The 25,753-nt window shown below is 42.0% G+C and carries 30 protein-coding genes, 1 tRNA gene and 2 riboswitches; of the genes, 14 read left to right on the top strand and 17 right to left on the bottom strand.

Features of this window, described 5'->3' with window-relative positions; all coding sequences use genetic code 11:
• Positions 1 to 121: 121 nt before the first annotated feature.
• Positions 122 to 505, top strand: coding sequence for a rhodanese-like domain-containing protein (locus tag H513_RS0112465; protein ID WP_036770231.1), 384 nt, complete (start codon positions 122 to 124; stop codon positions 503 to 505).
• Between the two features lie 40 nt (positions 506 to 545).
• Here H513_RS0112465 and gcvPB read toward each other — a convergent pair whose 3' ends face one another.
• The 4 genes from gcvPB to H513_RS21915 form a co-directional block, all read right to left on the bottom strand.
• On the bottom strand, positions 546 to 2,003 hold the full coding sequence (gene gcvPB / locus H513_RS0112460) for an aminomethyl-transferring glycine dehydrogenase subunit GcvPB (RefSeq protein ID WP_026801048.1): 1,458 nt from the start codon (positions 2,001 to 2,003) through the stop codon (positions 546 to 548).
• The gene (gene gcvPA, locus H513_RS0112455) at positions 1,972 to 3,345 is read right to left on the bottom strand and encodes an aminomethyl-transferring glycine dehydrogenase subunit GcvPA (RefSeq protein ID WP_026801047.1); all 1,374 of its coding nucleotides are present in this window, start codon (positions 3,343 to 3,345) and stop codon (positions 1,972 to 1,974) included. The genes gcvPB and gcvPA overlap by 32 nt, the downstream gene beginning before the upstream one ends.
• A gap of 14 nt (positions 3,346 to 3,359) precedes the next feature.
• Entirely contained in the window at positions 3,360 to 4,466 is a 1,107-nt protein-coding gene (gene gcvT / locus H513_RS0112450; protein WP_026801046.1) for a glycine cleavage system aminomethyltransferase GcvT, read from the bottom strand.
• 61 nt (positions 4,467 to 4,527) lie between these two features.
• A riboswitch (glycine riboswitch) is annotated at positions 4,528 to 4,607 on the bottom strand.
• Positions 4,608 to 4,610: 3 nt separating this feature from the next.
• Positions 4,611 to 4,716: riboswitch (glycine riboswitch) on the bottom strand.
• 81 nt (positions 4,717 to 4,797) lie between these two features.
• A complete protein-coding gene (locus H513_RS21915; RefSeq protein ID WP_169449937.1) occupies positions 4,798 to 5,010 on the bottom strand; it encodes a hypothetical protein in 213 nt (70 codons plus the stop codon).
• On the opposite strand from H513_RS21915, the gene H513_RS0112445 reads away from it, so the two are divergent.
• Positions 4,929 to 6,581: a DEAD/DEAH box helicase gene (locus H513_RS0112445; RefSeq protein WP_026801045.1), complete on the top strand. Its 1,653-nt coding sequence runs from the start codon at positions 4,929 to 4,931 to the stop codon at positions 6,579 to 6,581. The genes H513_RS21915 and H513_RS0112445 overlap by 82 nt on opposite strands.
• 1 nt (position 6,582) lies before the next feature.
• Positions 6,583 to 7,425: a YqhG family protein gene (locus tag H513_RS0112440; protein WP_026801044.1), complete on the top strand. Its 843-nt coding sequence runs from the start codon at positions 6,583 to 6,585 to the stop codon at positions 7,423 to 7,425.
• A gap of 64 nt (positions 7,426 to 7,489) precedes the next feature.
• Here the strand turns inward: H513_RS0112440 and H513_RS0112435 are convergent, their stop codons facing one another.
• Both H513_RS0112435 and H513_RS0112430 read right to left on the bottom strand, forming a co-directional pair.
• Positions 7,490 to 7,675, bottom strand: a complete 186-nt coding sequence (locus H513_RS0112435) for a YqzE family protein (RefSeq protein WP_026801043.1) — start codon at positions 7,673 to 7,675, stop codon at positions 7,490 to 7,492.
• A 42-nt stretch (positions 7,676 to 7,717) separates the two neighbouring features.
• Complete coding sequence (locus H513_RS0112430; protein WP_026801042.1) at positions 7,718 to 8,218, bottom strand: shikimate kinase; 501 nt, start codon at positions 8,216 to 8,218, stop codon at positions 7,718 to 7,720.
• 126 nt (positions 8,219 to 8,344) lie between these two features.
• On the opposite strand from H513_RS0112430, the gene comGA reads away from it, so the two are divergent.
• From comGA to H513_RS0112390, 8 genes are all read left to right on the top strand, one after another.
• Positions 8,345 to 9,352: a competence type IV pilus ATPase ComGA gene (comGA, locus tag H513_RS0112425; RefSeq protein WP_051239970.1), complete on the top strand. Its 1,008-nt coding sequence runs from the start codon at positions 8,345 to 8,347 to the stop codon at positions 9,350 to 9,352.
• Entirely contained in the window at positions 9,324 to 10,364 is a 1,041-nt protein-coding gene (comGB, locus tag H513_RS0112420; RefSeq protein ID WP_026801040.1) for a competence type IV pilus assembly protein ComGB, read from the top strand. The genes comGA and comGB overlap by 29 nt, the downstream gene beginning before the upstream one ends.
• A 19-nt stretch (positions 10,365 to 10,383) precedes the next feature.
• On the top strand, positions 10,384 to 10,692 hold the full coding sequence (gene comGC, locus H513_RS0112415; protein WP_026801039.1) for a competence type IV pilus major pilin ComGC: 309 nt from the start codon (positions 10,384 to 10,386) through the stop codon (positions 10,690 to 10,692).
• Positions 10,692 to 11,117: a competence type IV pilus minor pilin ComGD gene (comGD, locus tag H513_RS0112410; RefSeq protein WP_156111453.1), complete on the top strand. Its 426-nt coding sequence runs from the start codon at positions 10,692 to 10,694 to the stop codon at positions 11,115 to 11,117. The genes comGC and comGD overlap by 1 nt, the downstream gene beginning before the upstream one ends.
• On the top strand, positions 11,074 to 11,436 hold the full coding sequence (locus tag H513_RS0112405; protein ID WP_026801037.1) for a hypothetical protein: 363 nt from the start codon (positions 11,074 to 11,076) through the stop codon (positions 11,434 to 11,436). Before comGD ends, H513_RS0112405 begins: the two co-directional genes overlap by 44 nt.
• Complete coding sequence (gene comGF, locus H513_RS0112400; RefSeq protein ID WP_026801036.1) at positions 11,420 to 11,836, top strand: competence type IV pilus minor pilin ComGF; 417 nt, start codon at positions 11,420 to 11,422, stop codon at positions 11,834 to 11,836. Before H513_RS0112405 ends, comGF begins: the two co-directional genes overlap by 17 nt.
• Positions 11,808 to 12,182: a hypothetical protein gene (locus tag H513_RS0112395; RefSeq protein ID WP_026801035.1), complete on the top strand. Its 375-nt coding sequence runs from the start codon at positions 11,808 to 11,810 to the stop codon at positions 12,180 to 12,182. Before comGF ends, H513_RS0112395 begins: the two co-directional genes overlap by 29 nt.
• A gap of 101 nt (positions 12,183 to 12,283) precedes the next feature.
• Positions 12,284 to 12,355: transfer RNA gene (locus H513_RS0112390), tRNA-Gln, on the top strand.
• Positions 12,356 to 12,363: 8 nt separating this feature from the next.
• On the opposite strand, the gene H513_RS20205 is transcribed toward H513_RS0112390, so the two are convergent.
• Complete coding sequence (locus H513_RS20205; RefSeq protein WP_036770226.1) at positions 12,364 to 12,750, bottom strand: Spx/MgsR family RNA polymerase-binding regulatory protein; 387 nt, start codon at positions 12,748 to 12,750, stop codon at positions 12,364 to 12,366.
• A 467-nt stretch (positions 12,751 to 13,217) separates the two neighbouring features.
• Between H513_RS20205 and H513_RS0112380 the strand changes: the two genes are divergently transcribed.
• Positions 13,218 to 13,460, top strand: coding sequence for a DUF2626 domain-containing protein (locus H513_RS0112380; RefSeq protein ID WP_026801034.1), 243 nt, complete (start codon positions 13,218 to 13,220; stop codon positions 13,458 to 13,460).
• A 48-nt stretch (positions 13,461 to 13,508) separates the two neighbouring features.
• Here the strand turns inward: H513_RS0112380 and H513_RS0112375 are convergent, their stop codons facing one another.
• Complete coding sequence (locus H513_RS0112375) at positions 13,509 to 14,132, bottom strand: MBL fold metallo-hydrolase (RefSeq protein ID WP_026801033.1); 624 nt, start codon at positions 14,130 to 14,132, stop codon at positions 13,509 to 13,511.
• 151 nt (positions 14,133 to 14,283) lie between these two features.
• On the opposite strand from H513_RS0112375, the gene H513_RS21275 reads away from it, so the two are divergent.
• Positions 14,284 to 14,454 (top strand): DUF2759 family protein, encoded by a 171-nt coding sequence (locus H513_RS21275; protein WP_081658279.1) that lies wholly within the window; start codon positions 14,284 to 14,286, stop codon positions 14,452 to 14,454.
• 50 nt (positions 14,455 to 14,504) lie between these two features.
• On the opposite strand, the gene H513_RS0112365 is transcribed toward H513_RS21275, so the two are convergent.
• The 8 genes from H513_RS0112365 to H513_RS0112330 all read right to left on the bottom strand — a co-directional run bounded on the left by H513_RS0112365 (position 14,505) and on the right by H513_RS0112330 (position 23,085).
• Positions 14,505 to 15,287 (bottom strand): ABC transporter permease, encoded by a 783-nt coding sequence (locus H513_RS0112365; RefSeq protein WP_051239968.1) that lies wholly within the window; start codon positions 15,285 to 15,287, stop codon positions 14,505 to 14,507.
• A gap of 21 nt (positions 15,288 to 15,308) precedes the next feature.
• Positions 15,309 to 16,001: an ABC transporter ATP-binding protein gene (locus H513_RS0112360; protein WP_026801031.1), complete on the bottom strand. Its 693-nt coding sequence runs from the start codon at positions 15,999 to 16,001 to the stop codon at positions 15,309 to 15,311.
• A gap of 37 nt (positions 16,002 to 16,038) precedes the next feature.
• Entirely contained in the window at positions 16,039 to 16,929 is an 891-nt protein-coding gene (locus tag H513_RS20200; protein WP_051239966.1) for a M14 family metallopeptidase, read from the bottom strand.
• Positions 16,930 to 16,998: 69 nt separating this feature from the next.
• Complete coding sequence (locus H513_RS0112350) at positions 16,999 to 18,861, bottom strand: LTA synthase family protein (protein ID WP_026801030.1); 1,863 nt, start codon at positions 18,859 to 18,861, stop codon at positions 16,999 to 17,001.
• Between the two features lie 322 nt (positions 18,862 to 19,183).
• Complete coding sequence (locus H513_RS0112345; protein WP_026801029.1) at positions 19,184 to 20,137, bottom strand: ROK family glucokinase; 954 nt, start codon at positions 20,135 to 20,137, stop codon at positions 19,184 to 19,186.
• Positions 20,138 to 20,153: 16 nt separating this feature from the next.
• The gene (locus tag H513_RS0112340) at positions 20,154 to 20,351 is read right to left on the bottom strand and encodes a YqgQ family protein (RefSeq protein ID WP_026801028.1); all 198 of its coding nucleotides are present in this window, start codon (positions 20,349 to 20,351) and stop codon (positions 20,154 to 20,156) included.
• Between the two features lie 140 nt (positions 20,352 to 20,491).
• Positions 20,492 to 21,958 (bottom strand): spore germination protein, encoded by a 1,467-nt coding sequence (locus H513_RS0112335; protein WP_026801027.1) that lies wholly within the window; start codon positions 21,956 to 21,958, stop codon positions 20,492 to 20,494.
• A 71-nt stretch (positions 21,959 to 22,029) separates the two neighbouring features.
• Positions 22,030 to 23,085: a M42 family metallopeptidase gene (locus tag H513_RS0112330; protein WP_026801026.1), complete on the bottom strand. Its 1,056-nt coding sequence runs from the start codon at positions 23,083 to 23,085 to the stop codon at positions 22,030 to 22,032.
• An 84-nt stretch (positions 23,086 to 23,169) separates the two neighbouring features.
• Between H513_RS0112330 and H513_RS0112325 the strand changes: the two genes are divergently transcribed.
• Positions 23,170 to 24,054: a hypothetical protein gene (locus tag H513_RS0112325; RefSeq protein WP_026801025.1), complete on the top strand. Its 885-nt coding sequence runs from the start codon at positions 23,170 to 23,172 to the stop codon at positions 24,052 to 24,054.
• Here the strand turns inward: H513_RS0112325 and H513_RS0112320 are convergent.
• Positions 24,039 to 25,565, bottom strand: a complete 1,527-nt coding sequence (locus H513_RS0112320; protein ID WP_026801024.1) for a rhomboid family intramembrane serine protease — start codon at positions 25,563 to 25,565, stop codon at positions 24,039 to 24,041. The two genes, H513_RS0112325 and H513_RS0112320, sit on opposite strands and share 16 nt — an antisense overlap.
• Between the last annotated feature and the right edge of the window lie 188 nt (positions 25,566 to 25,753).

Raw genomic sequence — 25,753 nt, 5'->3', positions numbered from 1 at the left:
TTTCTCATTACAAAGAAGGAATTGATGTTCGTGGTTGTTCGCGTTATAATTATTTTTGTCGAAAGCACGTGTTAGAACGAGAATTTAGAAATAGAGAGATCCATTAGGGGGAACCATTAAGATGAATTTGACGACGTGGATTATACCACTGGCTGTACTTGTTGGTTTTATTGCATACTCATTAATACGTTATTTCAATCAGAAGAAATATTTGAAGACGTTATCCGAAGAAGAATTCAAGAGCGGCTATCGTAAAGCACAGCTCATCGATGTTCGTGAGCCGAATGAATTTAAAGGTGGTCACATTTTAGGTGCTCGTAATATTCCTGTGACTCAGTTGAAGCAAAGACTTCAGGAAGTTCGTAAAGACCAGCCCATCTACCTATATTGTCAGAACGGAACACGTTCTTCACGCGCTGCCCACATTCTTCGTAAGAATGGATACCAGAACTTGAACCAGCTCCAAGGTGGATTCAAGAAATGGTCAGGGAAAATTAAGCGATAATTATGAAAGGATGCTCACAAAAGTGTGAGCATCCTTCTTTTTATGCATCCGGCTGGTAGGTCAGGACCGGTTTACGTGCAGCTGTTGTTTCATCCAAGCGACTGATTACCGTTGTGTGTGGTGCTTCCTGCACAACTTCCGGTTGGTGTTCTGCTTCACTCGCAATTTGCCTCATCGCCTCTATAAACGAATCGAGCGTTTCCTTTGCTTCTGTTTCCGTAGGTTCAATCATCATTGCCTCTTCCACATTTAAAGGGAAATAGATAGTTGGTGGATGGTAGCCAAAGTCAAGAAGACGTTTCGCCATATCAAGTGTACGCACTCCGAGTTTCTTCTGCCTCTTTCCAGACAGCACAAACTCATGCTTACAATGCTGGTCAAATGGCAAGTCAAAGTCTTTCTGTAACTGCCTCATTAAATAATTCGCATTCAGTACAGCATTTTCACTCACCTGCTTCAATCCATCAGGTCCCATTGTCCGAATATACGTATATGCCCGTACGTTGATCCCAAAGTTGCCATAGAAAGGTTTGACACGACCAATTGATTGCGGTCGATTACTATCAAAGATGTACGCATCATTTTCCTTTACAAGAAGAGGCTTTGGTAAGTATGGAACCAAGTCTTTCTTAACGCCGACAGGACCTGAACCTGGTCCTCCCCCACCATGAGGGCCTGTAAATGTCTTATGCAAATTCAGATGTACGACATCAAAGCCCATGTCGCCTGGTCTTGCATAGCCAAGAATCGCATTTAAATTGGCGCCATCATAATAAAGCTTTCCTCCAGCCTCATGTACGATAGAGGCCATTTCTATAATATGCTCTTCAAATAATCCGAGTGTGTTCGGATTGGTTAGCATTAAAGCAGCCGTATCAGGTCCGACCACTCTTCTTAAGTCCTCTAAATCAACAAGTCCTCGTTCGTTCGATTTAACCGTTACAGCCTCAAAGCCAGCAACCGTCGCAGAAGCTGGGTTCGTTCCATGTGCAGAGTCTGGAACAATGACCTTCGTTCGATTGTGATCCCCATTTGACTCATGGAACGCACGAATCATTAATAACCCAGTCCATTCTCCTTGAGCTCCCGCAGCTGGCTGCAACGTTACTGTTTCCATTCCGGTAATCTCTTCTAATGAAGTTTGCAAATCATACATAAGCGCCATAGCTCCCTGCACCGATTCAGCTGGTTGGTAAGGATGAATATGACTAAATCCTGCATATCGCGCGACGTCTTCATTGACTTTCGGATTGTATTTCATCGTACAAGAACCCAGTGGATAAAAGCCAGAATCTACACCATGATTTCGGTTTGATAACCCTGTATAATGACGCATAATTTGAAGTTCACTTACCTCAGGAAGCAGCGGGGCTTCTTTTCGCACGTAGACCTCTTCTACTTCAAGGCCCACTTCTGGCACGTCTAATTCTGGAAGACTATACCCGATTCGTCCAGGCTCGCTACGCTCAAATAGGAGTGGATAGTTTTCTGTTTGCATATACATCCCCCAATTCCTTTGCTAAAGTTTCAATTTCATCTCTCGTACGTAATTCGGTCACGGCTATGAGCATTTGTGTGGAAAGATGTTGGTCTACTTGACCAAGGTCAAACCCACCAATGATGCCTTTCTCAAGCAACACCTTGTTCACATCGGCAACATCCTTTCCAAGATCGACCACAAACTCATTGAAATAGGCATCATTATACACAACAGGTACGCCTGCTTCTACTAATTTCGTCTTAGCAAATCGTGCTTTCTGCATGCTTTGGTAAGCCATCTCTTTTATTCCGTTCTTGCCTAATGCAGATAGGGCCACCGACGTAGCCAACGCATTCAATGCTTGGTTTGAGCAAATATTAGACGTAGCTTTGTCTCGACGAATGTGCTGCTCCCGAGCTTGTAACGTTAGGACAAATCCTCGGCGTCCTTCTTCGTCTACCGTCTGACCCACTAGGCGACCTGGTACTTTACGCATGAGCTTCTTCGTCGTAGCGAAATACCCACAATGAGGTCCACCAAATTGAGCCGGTATACCAAATACTTGTGTATCTCCTACTACAATGTCAGCTCCCATGTGACCTGGTGGAGTTAAATAGCCTAGGGAAAGGGGATTGCTTGATACAATCATCATGGTCTTGTCTTGTTGTTCTAACGCTTCTTTCACATCAGCCAACGGTTCAATTACTCCATAGAAGTTCGGATATTGCACCACAACTCCAGCTGTATCTTCGTCTAACTCAGCCTTTAGATGTTGAAGGTCTGTCTTCCCATCTATAAGGTCGATATATACAAGCTCAAGGTCTTGTGCGTACGCGTAGGTTTCAATGACTTGAATAGACTCTGGGTGCACCGCTCGTGACACCAACACTTTCGAACGCTTCGTATGTCCCGCACTAAGCGTTACGGCTTCTGCTAATGCCGTCCCACCGTCATACATAGACGAATTGGCAACATCCATTCCCGTTAACTGTGCCACCATTGTCTGGAACTCAAATATGGCCTGAAGCTCCCCTTGTGAAATTTCCGGTTGGTAAGGGGTGTAGGCTGTATAGAATTCTGAACGTGAGATAACATGATTGACAATTGAAGGAATGTAGTGATCGTACACTCCCGCTCCAAGAAACGACGTATATTCCTTTGTATTCGCATTCTGATTCGCTAATCTTGAAAGTTCTTTCGTTAAGACCGGCTCACTTAATGCGGGCTTTATCTTTAGCTCCCCTTTATATCGAACATCTTCAGGGATATCAGCAAATAGTTCATCCGTCGACTCGACACCAATCTCCTCTAACATCGCTCTTCGGTCTTTATCTGTCATTGGTAAATAACGAAACCCCATTGAATACCCTCCCTTTACTTATTTCGTTTGTAAAATGGTGTACGTACAATTTGCGCCTGCAACTTACGCTTACGAACTTGAACAGTCACTTCATTTCCTAACTCTGCATACGGAGCTTGAATAAGAGCCAATCCAACATTCTTCTTGAGAGTCGGGGATTGAGTGCCTGAAGTTACAAACCCAATCTCTTCCTCCCCAACGAACACAGCATACCCGTTCCTAGGAATACCTTTATCGATCATTTCAATGCCAACTAACTTTCTTTTAGCCCCGTTGTCTTTTTGTTCTTTCAAGACAGACTTGCCAATAAATTCTTCATCACCATCCGTCTTAACTGCAAAACCGATTCCGGCTTCAATAGGCGTAATTTCACTGCTAAGCTCTTGGCCATATAGCGCTAGGTTTGCTTCAAAACGAAGCGTATCCCTTGCTCCTAGACCAACAGGAACCACTCCTTCTGTCTCTCCCTCAGCGAGAATTGCATCCCACAACTTTTGACCACCTTCTGGAGAAAGATAGATTTCAAACCCATCTTCTCCTGTATACCCAGTTCGAGAGACAAGCGCAGTTCCATTTACTCCATGGAAAGTGACTTGTGGTTCAAAGCGGAAGAATTTAATTTCATCAAGCTTTGTATCTGTTAACCGTTGCAAGATTGCCTCAGCTTTCGGCCCTTGTAAAGCAAGTTGAACATAGTCTCCTGAAACATCTTGAACACTCACATCACTTGGTGCATGCTTGTTAACCCATTGAAAGTCTTTGTCTGTATTTGCTGCGTTCACAACAAGTAAATAACTGCTATCAGAATATTTATAGACGATTAAATCATCCACCGTTCCTCCATTTTCATAGCACATGACTGTATACTGCGCGCGGTTCGGTGTCAATTTCTTTATGTCATTTGTAAGTAACGATTGGAGAAAGTCCTCAGCACCAGCACCCGATACATGAATCTCTCCCATATGGGAAACATCAAATAATCCAGCTTTCGTTCTAGTAGCTTCATGTTCCTCAAGAATAGAGGAAAATTGGACAGGCATTTCCCATCCGCCAAAGTCGACCGTTTTTGCTCCCTTTTGTTTGTAACGTTCAAACAACGGAGTTCTCTTTAAAGTTGTCATCATCCCACTCCCATTGATAAAAATAAAAAAAGACAGAGGGAAACACGGTTCCCGTGTTTCCCTCTGTCCGTTCACCAGAAAGTTTGGTAGACCTCGACTGTCTACTTGCTTCTTGGGTGGCCTCATTGGCGCTCTCCAGAGATGCGTCCTATGGAAGTCTTTTTGCCTGAGAGATTCGAAAAAGTACCCTTTCACTTGCTCCTTCGGCGCTGCGCTCCTTACAGGGTGCAGTCTCTCCTCCCATACTCATCCGCGTATGTTGTATACATATCACGCCACAATTCGGCGCATAGTAAGAATAAATCTAGGTTTATTATAGCATATGAAAATTTCAAATGGGTATAATTTTCTTAACTTTCAACCGTTTGAATGACCATTGTTGTGACATGTGAGCTTCTTCATCTAGGAAGCTTGATAAATCAGAGACGGAATCTAACTTTGAAGGCAGAGGTGAAAGGGTTGATGGAAAGTCACCTACATATCCAAACCACATTTCCAACCGATACACACGTTCCACTTCTAGAAGATGGGCCCCATAGTTCATGGGAGTTGTATAGAATGGCTTACAACACAGCCAAACATCTTGTTACACCAAGTTTCGACGGGTTAAGAAGCCCACATTACCTCCCCCACGTATCTTTCTTATCCCATCAGTTGCAATGTGCTGAACAAGTCATTCAAGAGATGCAAGGTAGAGCGATTCTAGCTGATGAAGTGGGACTAGGGAAAACGATTGAGGCAGGCCTTATTCTAAAAGAATATATGATTCGTGGCTTAGTAAAGAAAGTGTTGATTTTAGCACCTGCTTCGTTAGTTAACCAATGGGTACAAGAAATGAATTCGAAGTTTTATATCCCTGCCGCTGCGCAACGAAAGGCACATGTTTGGAATCATGATGTCGTCGTTTCATCGATAGATACAGCGAAACGCTCGCCTCATCGAGAGATTGTATTAGAGACCGATTATGACCTCGTGATTATTGACGAAGCTCATAAACTCAAAAACCATAAAACAAAGAACTATGAATTTGTGCGTTCGTTGAAGAAGAAATATTGCCTGTTACTAACCGCTACACCTGTTCAAAACCAGCTTGTCGACATATTTAATTTAATCTCGATCTTAAAACCCGGCCACCTTGGGAATTATGAAGAATTCACGAAACGATTCGGAAAAGACCGCAAGCAGCTATCGAATGACGAACATTTGAAAGAACTAGTCCGTAAGGTGATGGTGCGTAATTTACGACACGAGACCGGTATCGAATGGACAGAACGAAAAGTAGAAACTGTCCCTATACACTTTACGGAGGTTGAAATGGAAGCATACAACTACTTGAGTAAGATTACACAAATGGGTTCGAGCTTCTCAAATCTCACGTTGCTTAGAGAATTATGTTCCAGTCGCGAGGCCTGCTTTATGTCCATTAAGAAGATGATGGAGAATGAAGAGTTGAACCCCAATCGTCGAACAGACCTTGAAGAAATGGTACAACGTTTACAACGCATGCCCCACCATGCTAAAGCACAGAAAGTTGTGGAGTTACTTGAAGCGAAGCCAGGGGAGAAGTTTATTATCTTCACGGAATATCGTGCTTCACAATTTTATTTACAATGGTATTTGCAGCAACATGGCATTACATCCGTACCTTTCCGAGGAGGATTTAAACGAGGGAAGAAAGATTGGATGAAACAACTATTCCAGAATCATGCGCAGGTACTTATTGCAACGGAAGCCGGGGGCGAGGGGATTAACCTTCAGTTCTGTAGTAATATGATCAACTATGACCTTCCTTGGAATCCGATGCGCCTTGAACAACGAATTGGAAGGATTCATCGATTTGGACAACAATCTGATGTTCACATTTATAATTTCGCATTACAAGGAACCATTGAGGAACATGTGCTAACTCTCCTTTATGAGAAGATTCAATTGTTTGAACGGGTCGTCGGAAACCTTGATTCCATCCTTGAGAAGCTTGGAATTGATGACTTGGGCGAGGAGATTGAAGAGATCATGGACAGTTCCATGTCCGTTGGCGAAATGAGAATAAAATTGGATAATCTTACCTCTGTTATGGAAGATGCAAAAGACCACCAACGAGAAAAGGAGGCATAAGATGGAACAACAGCAACTCCAACACTATTTGAGAGACTACTTTACATGGAACAATTGTTCAATCATCCATGACCAACAAGGCATACTAACCGTACAGCTAACCGAAGAACTCGATGAAGAGCTCATGAATCGTCCATTCTATTGGAACTATGTGAAGCGCATGGGGAAACGAGGCATCCCTCAACAACTAACGATTGTTACAGACCCAGAACAACGTGAAGAAAAAAAAGGAGAATGGATTCATTTTGGCTCCCCGCGTCTTCATAAGATCTTTCGCTCCACGATGGAGAAGGCACGTACAACACGCGTATATGAACAACTAACTGTTGAGGGGAGTCACACTCCCTTAACTCCATGGCTGAACGTGAATGTGATACTTCATTATCAAGGGGCTCAAAAGAAAAATGAATTGCTCTCACTAGGTCTTCAACTCGTACACGGAAGTCTCTTAACCAATTTCATGGATCGCCTTGACGGGATTCCATTAAAATCAACGATTAACGACTATTGCTTTACACTAACACCAATGATTCGACCACAGAGTGGCTTTAGACGTATGGAATCCTATTTAAATGATTACGTAACGAAGCAAGAAACAGACTGGGCCAAGCAATCTCTATTAAGACTGCATGAAGAAAAGAAACTTCTCCATCACTTCTATAGTGATTATTTACAGAAAGAAACAGCTATGGAAGATGAAGAACTACAGCTTGGATTGAATCGTTATCAACAAGAGCTACTAGGACTAGAGGAACGATTCTCTCCTCAAATCACCGTGGAAATGGTCAACTGTGGATTGGTATACCTATCACATGAATCCTCAACAACCGTAATGAAACCATAGGAAAAGCCCAAGCCAAATTGGCTGGGCTCTTTCTGCCAAGTATCAAAAAGAAATACAATTGACGTTATTTTTTGCGGCGGGTTCGGAATAGGAACTTAATCGCAAAAGGCAAGACTCCAAACAACTCATTTTCAGTAGACTGTCGAGTAGTTTTACGCATCTCTTTACGTCGCTCCCTTTCTTCTTGTGGCATATCCATATAACGAACAAGCTCTTCTGTCATAAACTTCACATAATCGTTTCCGGACATAACCTCACCTCATTAGAAGCAGTTAAGGTTAGTATGTCCAACTTACACACGCCCTAATACAGACATCACTTCGCTTACAATTGCTTCAACGGAACGGTCGTCTGTTTCCACGACATAATGTGCAGCGGTTTGGTACGCAGGTAACCTGCGCATGTATAAGTCTTTCCTTTTCTGCAGCTCCTGATTCCAAAGAGGTCGATTCTCATCTTCTTCCAACCGGTCAGAAATCGTTTGGAACTGAGCATTTAAGAACAAGACATTCCCTTGCCCTCTCATGTATTCAACATTTTCATCTCTTTCGATGATTCCCCCACCAGTTGAAATAACCGCGCGACTATGTAGAATACTACGCAACGTTTCTGTCTCGCGTTGTCGGAAGCCCGCTTCTCCTTCCCTTTCGAAAATTTCGGGAATGGACATACCAGCTAGCCGCTCAATTTCTTCATCTGTATCAATAAATGCACAGTCTAATTGTTCTGACAGCGCACGACCTACAGATGATTTCCCTGAACCCATAAACCCAATTAGAAAGCAAGGTTTCATGCAATCCTCTCCTTCTCTTTATGCTTCGTTTAAGTATAACGGGTAAGGAAATACTGTGGAAAGAAAAAGTTTATTCTTTGAAGGAATTGCTCAAAAGATGTCGAAAGTATAGCTTGTATCAATTCAATGGAGGTGAACAATCGTTTGACAGTTACGGCCAAGTCAGCTAATGCCTGCATCCAAAGAGCCATTGAACAAGGCGCAACAGATATTCACTTTTGTCCCTACGAAGATGAGGTTATGGTCTATCATCGCATTGGAGGAGAACGAATGTACGAAGACAGGCTAGCTTTAACAGACTATGTCCCGCTCCTTGCCTATTTCAAATTCTCAGCCAACATGGATATAGGTGAAATGAGAAAACCTCAAAATGGGCATTACGTACACCAAGAGAAAGAATTCACCTATGCCTTACGCCTTTCCACCCTTCCTCTCACCGAGACAGAAAGCTTAGCAATCCGCATCCTCCCACAAAAAAGTCTCCCTGCATTACAAGAACTATTTCTCTTCCCACAACAAGCCACCCTGATGAGTCAATGGATGAGAACCGCCTCCGGTATGATTGTCTTTACTGGCCCAACAGGAAGCGGCAAGACCACTACAATGTACGCCTTACTCCTTTCTTTACTTCAAGAGCATTCCTTTCAAACCATTACGCTAGAAGACCCCATAGAACAACCGCTGAAAGACATCCTCCAAGTTCAGGTGAACGAAAAGTCAGGGATGGATTATCATACAGGCTTAAAGGCCGCTCTCCGACACGACCCAGACATCATTATGATTGGGGAAATCCGAGATAGAGAAACAGCTCAATTCGCTTTTCATGCAGCCCACACCGGACATCTTGTGATCACGACACTCCATGCTAAAAATGCATTTGGCACTCTCTATCGTTTGAGAGAAATGGGTATTTCTATGACCGATCTGCAACAAACGTTAACTGCTGTTGCTTCTTTACAACTCCTCCCAACGCTTACCTCCAAATCCAAAAGAGCAGCGATTGTAGAGTTGTTAAACGGGGCGCTTCTTGAAAGAGCAATCGAAGGAAACGCTCCTACTGAAGGAGAGGGATTTCAACCCTTTGCCCGCTTAAGGAGGAAAGCTTATGCGCTTGGCTATATTAAAACGCCATAAATCGCCCCCTTTGGCTCACCAGATTTATGTATTAAACCGAATAGGGCTGTTGTTAAAGAAAGGGTATTCTTTCCTAAAGACCATTGAGTTCCTGTTATTAGACAAGAAAGCGAGGCACGATGCATCAGTGATTCAGGAGAAGCTACGCGAAGGAAAGCGATTGGATGAGATCTTTCGGGACCTATCCTATTCTAAGTCCGTCACACTGTTTATGTACTTCGCTCCAGCACAAGGGAATGTACATGAAGTCTTTCAGCATTGCGTGCAATTGCTTCATATGCAAGATACTTATCAAGGGAAATTACGTAAAACACTTCAATACCCTGCTATCCTTTTTAGCTTTGCTAGTTTAATGATGGCTTACCTTCGCTTTTTTCTTCTTCCGTCTTTTCTAACTCTTTATGATTCCTTACATTATTCTTCACGCTTCATTACACACCTTCTTCGTGCTATAAATGGATTTCTTTTAGGAAGCTTCGTGCTAATGATCGCGATAGTCATTCTATGGATTGTATGGAAATTTATCATGCACCACTTCCCCATCGGAAAGCAGGTTGAGTGGATGGAACGCATCCCACTCATGAACACGTACGTCTCTTCTCAACTCACCTATTTATTTGCTTACCATTATAGCGCACTATCAAGAACAGGATTATCTGCACAACGTACGTTAGCTGTTATGGAACGGCAGCCCCATTATCCAGCCCTTAAGCATTACACGTATCAAATTCTACAACAACTTGAAAATGGTGTCCGCCTCCCTATAGCACTGACCTCTTGTGCCCTTCTCCACCCTACACTTTCAGAGGTCTTCTCACGAAATGAACAGGATGGGCAGTTAGATGAAGATTTGGAGACGTATGCAGAATTAATCATGACTCAACTGGAGGGTTCAATTGTGAAAGGGATGACATTCATCCAGCCTATCTTTATGATCATGTGTGGCGCTTCGATTATCAGCATCTATTTAGCGATTATGATGCCGCTGTTCCAGTGGATGAACAACTTTTAACTTGAGAGGATGTAGATTCATGAAGAAAAATGGATTCACTTTAATCGAGATGCTTATCGTTCTAATGATCATCTCCACCCTGCTCTTAATCACCATTCCGAGTATTACATCAAATAATAAATCAGTTGAAGGTCAGAGTTGTAAGGCGATGATCAAGCTTACAGAAGCACAAGTTCAAGCATATAAGATGGAGCATGATGGAACATTGCCTACCTTATCAAATTTAGTGGAAGGCGATTACATTGAACAAGATACTTGTCCTGGAGGAGAACAACTAGTCATTGGGGCTGACGGTACGGTAAAGGCTAGTCAGTCACCCACCTCTTGATGAAACGTTCTGAACGGGGATTTACTTTCGTGGAAATGTCAGTTGTTTTGTTCATCCTTATTACAACCTTGTCACTTACGGTTCATATTGGCTTACAGTTACTTGATAAACAACGCCTCAACTTATTTATCCAACAACTTGAAGATGATTTATTAGCCGTTCAGCAGCAATCAATTGCTGAATCCCATTACCATCGCATTTACTTTTCAAAGGATGCTTATGCTGTCTACCAAGGGACTAAGAAACTTTATGAGCGTGAAATCCCGTCTTCTACTTCTATTCGGTTTCTAACGCTTACAAACCCAATCCATTACAACGAATCTGGCACGATTCAAAAGCCGGGTACGATGAAGATTTCTAATCATGGAAAGGAGCATACACTTGTATTTCCGTTCGGCTCATCCCGATTTTACGTCAAACCGTGAACATGGCTTTTCATTTGTAGAATCCATGTTGTCATTAAATATCTTCTTGATTGTGACAAGCTCACTATTGCCAGTGGCCGTCACTCTTCATAAAGAAATGGAAGCCTTACACATTGAAACAGAAGTCCTTCATCAATTAGAAGGAGAATTGTATCGACAAGCTACAAGCTCTTCCCCATCCGCTACTTACACAAAGAAAGTGAACGAACATCCGATTACATTTACCATTGCCTTAGAAGAACAATATGTAAGAGGCTGTGCAACTTGGACAACCTTTCGAACTTCAAAGGAAGAGTGCCTATATGTCAAGCAGGAATAGTAATGGCTTCACACTTATTGAAACCATGTTGGCAGTCACCGTGATGCTCCTAATTGTATCTCTCCTACCAAGCATGACTTCCTACATCTTTCAGTATCATCTTCATTCAGAACAAAAGGAGGTCTCGGTCTTCTTTCATGTGTTGGAACAGTCTTTAGCACATCTTCAAGAGCTTGAGGTAACTGAACAAAAACTAACTATCTTAACACCAGACCACAAACAAGTATCAATTGAACTAGCTGGATCTAACATTAGACAACGGGTGAATGGAGAAGGAAATGTGTATTTATTAAGAGGAGTTGCCCACATGACGAATACGAAAGAATCCGGAATGGTGAACATTGCCATCGTGATGCAATCAGGAGAGAACTATGAGAAAACGTTTAAGATCTACAAATGAGCAAGGGTTTATATTCCCCATCCTGTTGTTCCTATTTACATTCTTTTTAGCAGCCATCACGTATGGCATCACGTCTTATTACACGATGATGGACTGGGTGGAAAATGAAGCGAAATTAGTTAGGATGAATACGCTCTACCAAATGGGGCGTGCATCATTTCGTGAAGACGCCTATCATCAGCAAGCTGGAAGTCAGGGTGTCATTGTATATGAATTTCCCTATGGGACCGTTACAGCAACCTTTGAAACTAATGAAGAGGACGGGGAAAGTGTGGATTACTATATAGAAGAGCAGGCTGGCGGCAAGCGTCACCGTTCCAATCTTTACAAAATAGTTCTAGAGTAAACAAAATAGGATGTCTGTTTGTTCACAGGCATCCTTAACTTTTTTATAAGATTATTGAATAGAACAAAGCAGTTTTACACAATCTATCCGTGTACTCACATTGGGCTATAGCCAAGCGGTAAGGCAGCGGATTTTGATTCCGTCACTCGTTGGTTCGAATCCAACTAGCCCAGTTCTTCTTTTAAGAAATTTGACTGACTAACTCGTCAGAACTATGTTTGCAAATACTACGCAGACCATCCACGTTATACCCAACAACAAGCTTCTTCCCATCTGTAATGATTGGTCTTCTCAATAGCTTTGGCTCCTCAATGACAAGGTCTACAAATTCGTTAAGGCTAAGATCGTTAATATCTACATCAAGCGCCTTAAATGTCTTTCCTCTTGTAGCCAGAATTTCATCAATTCCCTCTGTTGTTAATTGAAGAATTTCCTTTAGTTCATCACGTGTAGGAGTTTCACGAAATAGATGACGCTCATCAAATCCTACTTCCTGACTTTTCAACCATGCTTTTGTGCGTCTGCAAGAGGTACAACTCGGATACGTATAAAACGTTAAATTACTCATCACCCAACTCCCTTTCCTATTAGTTAAATTTATTGTACACATTTTGTATAACTTTTGTACAGTTAAATGCTCAAAAAAAATTAGCTACTTCTTCAACATCGTACAATTGCTTCCTTATGGTTCTTGTATACCCGTTGTACAGCGGTGAAAACCTTTAATTCTAAATTTTTTCTGTTTAACATTTGTACAACTTCCATATACGTTGATTTTACAAGGTTTTGTACATAGAATCGTTTTCCGAAAGGGGCACCCTAGAATAGGTTTGAGCACAATAACGGGGGTTAGTCAAAGGAATACAAATAATAAATCAATGGACATTACTCTTCTGAACGAACCTTCTAACCCATTTTTAAACAAAGGCTTACGAATTCCATGCATACGTTGTCAAAGCTTCATTTACAACACACATGTAAACGTTTATAATAACCATGATAAGTAACCATTGTCATAAAAAGGAGGGGATGGGCATGGATCGCACGTTTCGTGTTCTAGCTTTTTGGACAGGAATCTTCACGGTAATGTTCTATGTAGGGGAATTGTACAACGCTTCCATCTTATCATTAGTTCAAACCGTATTCTTTCTTGGGCTCGGTTACTTAAAACTATCCGAAAGAATGTACATGTACATTTTTGGAGCCTATTTGACCGTTTTCTTTATTGGTTTTACGTATTACTCTACATTTTTACTTACACCATCATTCGGTCACTAAGCAAAAACCCTCCGTACCTCGAGCTTCAGGTAGGAGGGTTTTTCTTATTTATAGGAACGGATTTTGTACTTTCTCAGCCTCAATCGTAGTTGCTGGTCCATGACCGGGGTATACGGTATACGAATCACGAAGTGAAAGCAATTCATTGTTAATGCTCGTAATTAGCGTATCCATATCCCCTCCAGGGAGATCCGTCCTACCAATTCCACGTTGGAAGAGCGTGTCGCCTGCAATTACAAATTCTGAATCATGAAAGATCAACGAAACGCTCCCAGGTGAATGGCCAGGGGTGTGAACAACTTCAAACTGAAAAGAACCGATATGTAGTTCACCGGGTTGAAGGTAATGATTTGCTTCTTCTACAACAATTTCAGAAGTAGCCATTGGAAATAATGCTGATCCATTTAACTTAGGATCCTTAAGCCAGTCCTTTTCAAGTTCATGAACATACACAGGAATGTTGTACTCACCACGCACTCCCTCCAACGCTCCAATGTGGTCAAAATGGGCGTGCGTCAATAAGATTGCGATAGGCGATAACCCTCGGCGTTCAATCATTCGCTTTAACTTATCCGGTTCACTTCCAGGGTCAATAATGAGTGTTTCATGATTATGGTGTACAAGGTAGCAATTCGTACCTAATGGACCAAGTGGCAGTTGTTCAATATCCATGATAATCCTCCATTTCAAAAGTTTATAAGCTTTCTCGACAAATAGAAAAATGTGGTTTAAAATAAATGGGAAGACAAGTTGTACTACATATATAGTAGTAGACTAGCCCGTAATGTGCAAAGGGGAAGGGTATAAGGGAGGTTAAGCATTCATGGTATTAGCAATTATGCTGTTTGCGGTTACGCTCTTATGTTTATGGGCGGTTGTACGCGAAGTTAAGCGGAAGAATTTGTTTGCTGTCGCGTTCTCATTCGTCTGTGCTTTAGTCTTTGGCTTTTTTTCCATTGCAACAATCGTCAAAGAATTAAAGGATATGATTTAACAAAGGGGTTAAAAAGCCTGCCGGTTCTCAGTGAGAAGCGGCAGGCTTTTTTATGATTTACGCGCCTTATCTAAATCTAATTGCATCGTGTCATTATAGTAATAACGATACATGATTAGGGTGATATAAATGGCACTTAACGAAACTGCAGAGAAAATGCTCAAAGAAATAACGAGTTGATATTTAATCGCAATCACAGGACTGACCCCACCCAATATTAACCCTGTCATCATACCAGGTAATTGAACAAGCCCAATCGTCTTAAGTTTATCGACATTCGGAATAAGCGCGGCTCCGAGCGTTTTCTTCACAATAACGTGAGAAGCAGCATCAGGGGCTGCTCCTAAAGAAAGTGCAGCGAGAATACGACCTTCGTTTTCTTTAAATTCACTTTTCATACGCTCCAAGGCTAATCCCATCGCAATCATGCTGTTTCCTATAACCATCCCACTCATCGGAATAACTTGAGATGGGATGAATTGAATTAAGTCAAAGAGTAACCAAAGAGCGAGTACGCCCCCCTCGATTAAGACTAGACCAATCAGTATGGTCGGCAGAACGTTCGGAAGTCCCGTCCCCTTCTTACGTGCATGAAAGCTTGCTACTACAATCATGACTGTGATTAAGAATGGGATTCCGATTAATGGCGGCAGGTTAAATAAGTAATTTAAAGCGAATCCAATAAGAAACAGCTGAACTGTCCCCCGTAGCGAAGACCATAGGATATCTTTATTTACACCAAGTTGATAATAATAAGATAGAAATAACGGTATCAGTACGAAAATGCTTAAGTATAAAAGAGATAAATTTGACAGGTTAGGTGCTGTATCCACTAGCAATCGCTCCTCTAAATACTACGATAAGAATTGTTGCAGTTGTGTCGTTTTCGGTTGATCGAACAAATTAGGTAGTGCTCCTTCTTCAAGAAGTTGCCCATCCTCTACATATAACGCTCTTGTTCCTAGACGCTTCGCTTGCTCCATGTCGTGAGTAATCATCACCATGGTCATTTCGTTCTCTTTTAATAAATCCAGTAAAACTCCTTCAATTTCATCAATGGTTCGTTGGTCTAAAGCGCTTGTCGGCTCATCAAGTAGCAACATGTCAGGCTTATTTGCCAAGGTTCTTGCTAGGGATACGCGCTGCTGTTCCCCACCTGAGAGCTGGTCAACTGAACGGTGTAGGTAGTCTTTAGATAACTGAACACGCTCCAATAAGACGGTCCCTTGTTGTTCCTCCCATTCCCCGAACAACTCTGGTCCATACTTTAGATTGTCATAAACCGTACCAGGGAAGAGATTCGGAGACTGCATAAGAAGTCCGACGTTTTTTCTTAATCGTCTTACATCCATTTCTTCAATGGACTTCCCCTTATAATACACCTCGCCTGAATCCGGGCTCGTCATTCGATTAAACAAGTGCAGCAACGTACTCTTCCCAGCTCCAGAAGGCCCTAAGAGCATGACCCGGTCTTGTTTGTCTATAGTAAATGAGAGATCACTCAATACGTGCTTTGACACGTGATTAAACGTAAATAATGTAGTCACATTGCTTCATCCCTTGCTGTAAGTAGTTCAACCCAGTTTAGAGTAAGAGTGATTGGACCGCTAGCTTCTTCACTCGTGCCACATGATGTTGAAATGTAGAAAATGGAAGCGGGTTAATTCCTTTACCTATTTCAACGGTATACCCTTCCTCTCCCGTTTCGAAAATAAACCAATCTTTAAATCCAGCATGACTATCAACAGTTTGAACTGGAATGTATTGACTCACGCTCCGAAACGCCTCAACGACATTCTTTGCGCGTGAGGGCTCAAGATGCTGATAGCCCCAATAAATGACTTCCCCCTGAGAGTGGAAACAAAGTACACGGGTGAAATTCCGATCTTGAACTAGTTTATACATAGCTAAACTTTCTGGCTCTGATAATGGCCGTTTACCTGGGTAATCGCGGAAGGTTGGAGACTCAGGTTTACGACGTTTCTCTACCTCCCAATGAGCCGGAAATTGATTATTTAAATCGACACCTCTAATATTAGCTTTCCATGGTAAGAAATTAATATGTCCTTCATTCATCTCTTTTACTCGTTCACGATAATAGGAATGGTGAGGAGCTCCATGATGAACTAAGTTTACGCCATCTGGATTTACCATAGGTACAACAGACAAACTTGTGGAGTAATATAACTCTAGTGCACGTACCGATTCAATTTCTGAATTCCCTTCCAAAGCTTGTAAATACTCTTCTACAATCTTCATCAACAAAGGCGTAGTGATCCACTCATTTGCATGAAAGGAACCATTCCAATGTACTTCTTTCTCCCCATTGCCGATACGCAGTTCGTAGATTGGCAATCCCAGAACAGACTGACCAATGATGTGAACGGATACAAACGAGAACCGCTTCTGTAGCGTAGCAATATGGTCGTTAAGCGTACTAAAATCATACCGATTATGATAAAACGTCTCCCCCATCCTTTATCCCCCCTAATAAAAAGAAGCCTTGCTACACGATACGTAGCAAGGCTTCTTTAATATGACAATCTATTCCTTTGGCATTTCTTCATGTTCGAATTGGAAGAACCTGAAGAGGTCACCGTAAATAATACTGTCTGAATAATTCAATTCTTGTTCCACTTTTTCTTTAATAGGTTGGCACCCTTCTGCTACGACTTCTCCCGTTTCCCTGTCGTAACAAGTTCCGCCTGTATAGACATGATCCTTAGACACGAAGCTCCCGTTACGAAGCGCAATAAACTCTTTTCGGTCTTCGCTAAATAAATCCGTACCAAACGTAATATCTTCGTTATTCTGAACGCCAAGCATGCTTAAAACGGTTGGTTTTAAGTCAATTTGTCCACTCACTTCTGACTTCACTTCTCCATCATGACCTGGAACGTGAACGAATAGCGGGACACGTTGAAGCTGGACATGGTCATAAGGTGTAATCGTTTCTTTACCTAGGAACTCTGCAGTGGCTGTATCATGGTTTTCACTAATTCCATAGTGGTCTCCATAGATTACAATGACACTGTCTTCATATTCTCCAGACTCTTTCAGTTTCTCAAAGAATTGCTGAATGGCTTCATCCATATACCGTACTGTCGTCACATAGTTGTTCAACGTTTCAGAACCCGTTTGTAACTCGTCAATACTCTTCTGTTCTTCCGGCATTTCAAATGGGAAGTGATTCGTAAGCGTTATAAGTTTGGCATAATAAGGCTCTTCTAGCTGTTTCAACTTGTCAACAGACTGGTCAAAGAATGCTTTATCATCTAACCCCCAGCCAATGGAATTCTCTTCGTTCACCGTATACGCATCTTCTGTAAAGAATTCATCATAGCCTAATGACTCATACATAACGTTTCGGTTCCAGAAACTTCCGTTGTTTGCGTGTAATACTGCTGACGTATAGCCGTACTCACTTAAGATTTCGGGGACTGCATTGTATTCATTCTGTGCGTTCGTAAAGAATACAGAGCCACGTGATAACGGATAGAGTGAGTTTTCAATTATAAACTCAGAATCTGACGTTTTACCTTGCCCAGTTTGGTGGTAAAAGTTCTCAAAGTAATAACTGTCTTTCATAAGGTCATTCAGAAACGGCGTAATCTCTTTCCCATTCACTTCTTTCCCGAGCACAAACGTTTGTAGCGATTCTGCAGAAATATAAATCACATTCTTGTCTTTCGCTACACCGGCCAACTCTGATTCGCCGTCCGCGCTCGCTTGGTTGTCGATATACTGATCAATCTCTTGGATTTCACTTCCATCGGCAAACACTCGCTGTGTTTTAGACTTTGATTGTAAGACAGCGTCATAAATATGATAGTTAAATACGCCAATATTCTTAACCAGGTATTCACGGTCAAACGTTCTTGTGAAGAGCATTGGTCGTTCTGTTTCCGCCAATGCTACATTCACCATCAATAGAGCGAACGCAAGGCCCGTAATAGCTGTACGCGTTTGTCTGAACATAGGTTGGGCGGACCAATTCACTCGCTTACTTAGATAGTAAACAAGCACGACATCTACAAATAGCAGTAAATCAGGGCCATGTATAAGCCCCATAATACTACTTCCGAGGTCGCTCATATTACTAGATTGGAAGAGCAGCGGGAAGGTAAGGAAGTCAGTGAAATTACGATAGAATAGTAGATTAAAGTACAGAATGAGCGTCAATACAAGACTGATCCTCCTAATGTACTTGACCTGTTTCTCAGGTTTAAACCAGACTGCGAACATAAAGAATAAGAGCGCAGTCGCAAATGGATTGATGAGCAAAATTAATTCTTGTAGACCGTTCTCCATTGAAAGCTTGAATACAAACCGATATAAAATGTACGATTTAATTCCAAAGAGAACGGAAGCAACTAAATATAAGGGCAAATTACGCTTCTGTGGCATGGCTGTACCTCCTTGACGAACCACCATGACGGTATTCAATCTTGTAAATCATTTATGATTCCATGTTAATCGTTGTTTCGCTCTAATGTTTCATGTTCCACCAACAAGAGTGGTGTTAAACGCTATTCTATTATTACTGACGAACATTGTATCAAAAAAGTTTCAAAAAGTCTTAACCATTTATTTACACAAACAAAAGTAAACACTACATATTGTAATAAACGAGTAGCGAAAAATAAACCATTGTAACGAAAATGACTTCTCTTTGAAAACAAAAATCCCTCTCCTGCTTACTGCAGAAGAGGGAAAATTGCAGAAAAGGTTATTCCATTCCTTGCTTAACGAGATAAGCTCCTCCGATGACACCTGCATCATTACCTAAAGAGGCAATGGAAAACTCTACTGCTTCACTCGTACGCTTTAACGCATATTGATCGAAATAAGCTCTAACCGGATTCAGCAAGCGGTCTCCAGCTTTCGAAACTCCACCGCCAATGACGATTTTAGCCGGATTTAAGGCAATCGCTAAGTTCGCAATCGCCATTCCAAGCTTATAGTGCACATAGTCTAACACTTGCTGAGCAACTTCATCTAAAGCATCCGCTGCTTCATACACGTCTTTTGCACTTATCTCTGAGGCATTAAGCTGTTGTAAGTATTTGCTCTCAGCTTGTCTTTCCCTAGCAAGACGAGCAATGTGAGTCGCAGAAGCAACGGTTTCAAGACAACCTGTTTTCCCACAGTTACATGGATGTCCTCCATTGGTTTCAATCGTCATATGACCGATTTCTCCACCCATACCATTTGTTCCGTTTAGAATCTCACCGTTAACGACAATGCCGCCTCCGACACCTGTGCCAAGTGTAATGGCCAGGACGTTCTTATATTGCTCACCAGAACCTTTCCAGTTCTCACCTAATGCAGCTAAATTTGCATCGTTCTGGACATATACAGGATAACCGGTGGCTTCGTTCAGTTGTTTACTTAACTCGAAATTCACCCAACCGATATTAACCGCTTCATAGATTAAACCCGTTTCTTCTTCAATGAAGCCAGGAGCTCCAACACCAATACCAGCAAACTCTTCGTGAAGAAGCGATTGCTCTGCTTGCTTTGAGCCAATGGAATCAGCAATATCTTGGACAATCGAAGCGCCTTCATTTTCAAGGACAGTTGGAATTTCCCACTTCTCCATGATTTCTCCTTCTTGCGTAATAAAGGCAATCTTAACTGTTGTCCCTCCAATATCCACGCCAATCAGTTTCTTCTCTCCCATATGTCTCACCCTTTAGCTATTTGTCTACTAGTTCTGTGCGCTTTTGGCGAAGCAAGAGCACACTATCTTTGAATTCCTCTATTGTAATCATCTTGTTTTCATAGAGCTCTCTTACTTCATCTTCCATTAATTCCAAATCGGCAACCCGATCACCTACATAGATGAATGTACCGAATCGTTTCAATAGTTGTTGGACATCATAGATGGTTTTCATTCAACATCACCTAAAGATAGTATACCAATGTATGCACACTTTTGAAATAAAAAGAGCACGCCCGTTCTTCCTCAAGATTTAGAGAATATTGAAAAAATAGATAAAAAAGAAGCCCAACCATATAGGTTGGACAATCATGATTAACGATCTGGGTCTTTCGGATTTAAGAAGGCAGGTCGACGATTCTTAAGTGGCATTGGTGCTCGTAAGAATATATCCCGGAAAGCCCGTAAATTAAACGGAAGGAATGGCCATAGATAAGATGTCCGGAACGTTTTCATAGAGGACAAATACAACAGCCAAACGGTTAGCCCTATCACGTATCCTATGACGCCAAATGCACCTGCTACGATTAACAGTAGTAATCGCGACATTCGATTCGCCAAACTCAGTTCATAACTTGGGGTTGCATACGTACCAATGGCTGCAATAGACAAGTACAAGACAACTTCACTTGAAAACAACCCAACCTTAACTCCAACTTCACCTAATAATATGGTAGCTACAAGACCAAGAGCTGTACCAAGGGCCGAAGGAATATGAATGGCCGCGAGTCTCAATAAGTCGATCCCGATCTCAGCGATAAGAAACTGCATAATCAATGGAAGCGCCCCTATTTCTTCCGGGCCTAGGTACGACAACTGTTCCGGTACCAAATCCTCATTTATAGATAATAAATAATAGAGTGGCAAGAGTACAATGGACGCGAGTACACCGAAATAGCGTACCATTCGAAGATAAGCACCGACCGATGGCTTTTGGCGGTATTCTTCTGCATGCTGAAGATGATGCCAGAACGTAGCAGGTGTAATCATCACACTCGGTGATCCATCAATCATAATTAGGATGTGACCTTCGTACAAATGAGCCGCAGCTGTGTCAGGCCTTTCTGTGTAACGTACGGTAGGATAAGGATTCCAATGCCGTCCGCTCAAGTATTCTTCGACCGTTTTCTCTGCCATCGGAAGGCCGTCCGTATCAATTAGCTCTAAATGTTCTTTTAAGACGGCAACCTTATCATCATCAACAATATCTTCAATGTAACAAAGACAGATATCTGTTTTTGAGCGTCTCCCAATTTGCATGTATTCCATCCTTAAAGAACGATCACGAACACGCCTTCTTGTTAATGCGGTGTTAAATATAATCGTCTCCACGTATCCATCTCGCGCTCCGCGAACAACCCGCTCTGTATCTGGTTCACTTGGACCTCGAACGGGATACGTCCTTGCATCAATCAAGATTACTTTATTATCGATGCCCTCGACGACCAACGCAGTCGGTCCAGCCAATACCCAATCCGCCGTTTCATTCAAATCGTCTTTGTGGTCTAATTCTACATACGGCAAATGTGTTTTTAGCAATCGTTCAAACGGGTCTGGTTCTAATTGGTCTGGCTCAAGTTCTGAAAGTAATTTCATTAGATAATGAAGGATCTCATCTTTCACGAATCCATCAATCATAAACATTGCCATTCGACGACCTGCATACTCTAAGTCCAGATGAATCACATCAAAGCTGATGTCTGCTCCTAACCGTTTCTTTAAATAGTCCACGTTCTCATCGAAGCTTGAGAACATCGGTTGCTTTCCTGTCTCCTTTGACATAGAAACCCCCTCCAATAACATACAGCCTTTTTACCTAGCCTTTGTTAAAGAAGGGGGTCTCATACATAATATTAGTCTCTCATCTCGTCCATTAAATAAGCCATGATTAAATGATACGTATGTTTTAAAGACTTTTCGTGCGTCCGCTCAAGAGCATGTGATGCGTCAATTCCAGGTCCAATCAACCCATGCTTAACATCTACACCTGCTCGAATCGCTGCTGATGCGTCTGAAGCGTAATACGGATAGATGTCTACTGCATATTCAATTAAATGATGCCTAGCCAACTGGACTAATTGTTGACGCAAGCCATAATGATACGGACCTGAACCGTCTTTCGCACAAATCGATGCAACAAATTCAGTAGTTGACTGTCCGTCCCCAATTGCTCCCATATCAACAGCGACATATTCAACCGTTTCACTCGGGATGCTTGAATTCCCTCCATAACCGATTTCTTCGTTGTTTGAGATGAGGAAATGGGTCGTAACTGGCGGTGTCTGTTCATTCGAGCTGAGTTCAGAAGCTGCATGTAGTAGAAGAGCCACACTCGCCTTATCATCTAAATGCCGGGATTTGATAAAGCCAGTCTCAGTTAAATCAAAGCGTGGTTGGAATGAAACAAAGTCTCCGACCTCAATGCCAAGGTCCCGCACGTCCTTCTCACTATGGACCTCGGCATCTAACCGGACTTCCATGTTGTCTTCATTCCGTTTCGCATCTCCTGCTCCTTTGTACACATGAACGGATGTTTGGTGCATGAGAATCGTTCCGCTAATTGTTGATCCGTTCGCCGTATGAACTGAACAGTATTCCCCCTCAACACTATTCCATTTAAATCCACCAATCATGGACAGTTGCAAAGCTCCGCTAGGCTTAATCGCTTTGACCATCGCCCCAAGTGTATCGACGTGTGCAGTGAGCAAACGATGTTTATCTTCACGTTTCCCTTCAATTGTAGCGAGTAGTGCTCCTTTATTCGTTCTACGTGTAGCAACACCGAGTTCTTCAAAGTGTCGTTCACAATACTGAATGGCTTCCTCTGTATAGCCTGACGGACTTGGAATATGTACAAGGTCTTTCAGAATTGCCACAATTTCTGATGTATGAGCTACTGGATGGTTCATAGAATCACTCCTTTTTTCATATGTATCTCTTCTTTATCATACAGTTGTTACTAAGAGCATGTCCAAATGAAAGAAGGGAATCGGATGAAAAAAGGTGTATGGATGCTTCTCTTCCTGTGTTCTGTGAGTGGCGTCTTTCTTATTATGTTTACCTACGATTGGCAAAGAGAAGATTCGGCAGTCGTAAAGTATTTTCCTCTTGATGATTCGAAAGGCTTTCAATCTGTTGAGACGAAGCTGTCCCTCTTACAAGAAAGCGATGAAGATGAATATGAGATTCTTTGGGAAACTCGTTCTGAATTAGAAGATCCCGTCTATCTTCGGCAAGATGTCACGTTGCTTTACGTAGATGGTCGACTAAAGGGACTCTTAAGCAAATGGAAGGAGAATGGGCAGAATATCTTCCAAGAAACAACGATACACGGGGAAGACAGCAGTCATTTTCAAGCGATTACGTTCCATCATGGTGAACTCCATTATCCTGATGATGTAATCAAATCCATTCAACAAATGTCATCAGCGGAGTTATACGTTATAGACTCCCCACATACTCCCCTTGAATCGTTCCAAGACCCTGACGATAGCAATCAAAAAGAATGGAAAGGTACATTAGACCATGCTACGAACCAACAACTTCAATACAGTTGGGCACAACTTCTACAGCATTACGGAATTGACCGTAACTTATATGAAGAAGTACCGCTTACTCAACTCAACAACTACATGACAAAACCCTTTCCAAATTTAACGATTGAACAAACACAACAAGTGCTAGGTCAACTTTGGGAAGGGTTATATCGAAACTATGTGTTAAATGTAAATGACAATAACGAAAATCTGTCGCTTAAGAGTCTAGTTCCTCTCATTCTCTTAGACAAGAAAGGAACTCACCTCATTGTTGTCTATGAAGATGCAAAAGGGAATAAGCAACGACTCTTACAAAGATATCCTACCTATTCTAATGATTGAACAAGTGACTCCATGTCTTCGTTATCTGGCTCAAGCTCGAGTGCTTTCCTAGCATGTTGAAGTGCCTTATCTTGGTTTCCAAGGTCACTCTCAAGCAAGGCAAGGTTGTAATGCGCACGGGATAACGCTGTATTGGATTCGTACCGAATACTCTTTTCGAGGTCTTGTTGTGCTTTCTCAAATTCCCCTGTCTTAATATAGGCATATGAACGGGTGAAGTAGAGTTCTCCTTTGTACTGGTCCATGGGGCTTTGAAGCTTCTCTGTAGTCAGTTCAATAGCCTCTTCGTATCGTTCTTGCTCAAGTAGCTCATTAGCCTGTTGCACCCCTGGCTGACTTCCCAAACCAAAACTCAAAATACCAATGGACCCGATCAAAAGGACGAGTAAGGCCAGGATTTGCATGCTCCATTTTCTTCGCTTCGGCAGATGAAGCATCATAGACACAAGAAATCCTGCAGCAAGTCCGCCGAAGTGAGCGCCATTATCAATTTGGGGTGAAACAACGCTGAAGGCAATATTAATGATTAATATAAAGATTAAGTTTGGTCCGATTGTTCTAAGGAATAGTTTACGTTCCACAACCCCAAAGAATAACAAGGCGCCGAACAACCCGTAAATGGCGCCTGACGCTCCCGCAGATACAGAAGGGGTCAAGGCGAAACTTGTAAGACTTCCAATGACACCTGAGAGCATGTAAATGACGACAAATCGCCAAGAACCATACATCCTCTCCACTGCGTTCCCTATATAATAAAGAGCAAGAGAATTCAGGGCAAAATGTACAAAGCCAATATGGAGAAACATTGATGTGACAAAGCGCCACCATTCTCCATCTACTATGGCAGGGTTATATTTAGCACCGAAATCAATGAGGTGCTGGGTATTTAAAGAACTTCCAGTGTACTCCATCCAAGCAAACATGAGAACGATAATGGCTAAGAAGGCGTACGTAAAGATTGGTTTCCCAGTTTGGAAGAGTTCTTGCTGTTTCTTCTTCCGCTTATGATGTTGATTGTAGACCGATTGCTTCGTATACGCTGCAGTTTGTTCCATTTCCGTAACGGTCTCAGGCTTTTGGAAGCTGCGATTCTCTAGTCCGACGTTTGAGTAAAGAGTAGAGAATTGCTCTTCTCTTGAGTCTTCAGTCGTATAGTACGTATGTAACCAATTGTCTTTCTTACCATCGACTGTTTTTGATTGTTTGACTTCATGCCACTCATCTACAGGTTGTTCACTTGCTATGTACACGTTATGAAATTCTAGCTTCCGCCCTCTTAATTTCCTTTGGAGCTGAGAGGCTTGTTTCATGACGAGCTGATGGTCTTGCTTTAATTGATTCGACCAATCGAATGTTCTCTGTATGACACGAACAATATGTGTTTTGTTCTTATGGCTTTTCTCCATCCAGACTACTTGTTGATTCTCATCTAGACGAACCAACTCAAAGTCATGATTGACAATTAGGTCGCCAACGATTTGCCAGAATCGAAATTGTTCTTCGATATACATAAGCTCCCCTCCTCCGTAACATCATACCATGAGACAAATCCTTTCAAAAATGAAAAACGTTCAGCGCTATATCGCTGAACGTCCTACTATTCTCGGAAGTAGTTCTTCCCGAATAAATGGTACCCGCATCCCGAATCGAACCGCATACTTACGAATTCTTCTAATGCTTAAAAGTAAATTTAATACTT

This window comes from Pontibacillus halophilus JSM 076056 = DSM 19796, assembly GCF_000425205.1.
GTDB lineage: Bacteria > Bacillota > Bacilli > Bacillales > BH030062 > Pontibacillus_A > Pontibacillus_A halophilus.
The sequence above is the reverse complement of the archived record's forward strand: the minus strand, read 5'-3'. Positions and strand labels throughout refer to the sequence as shown.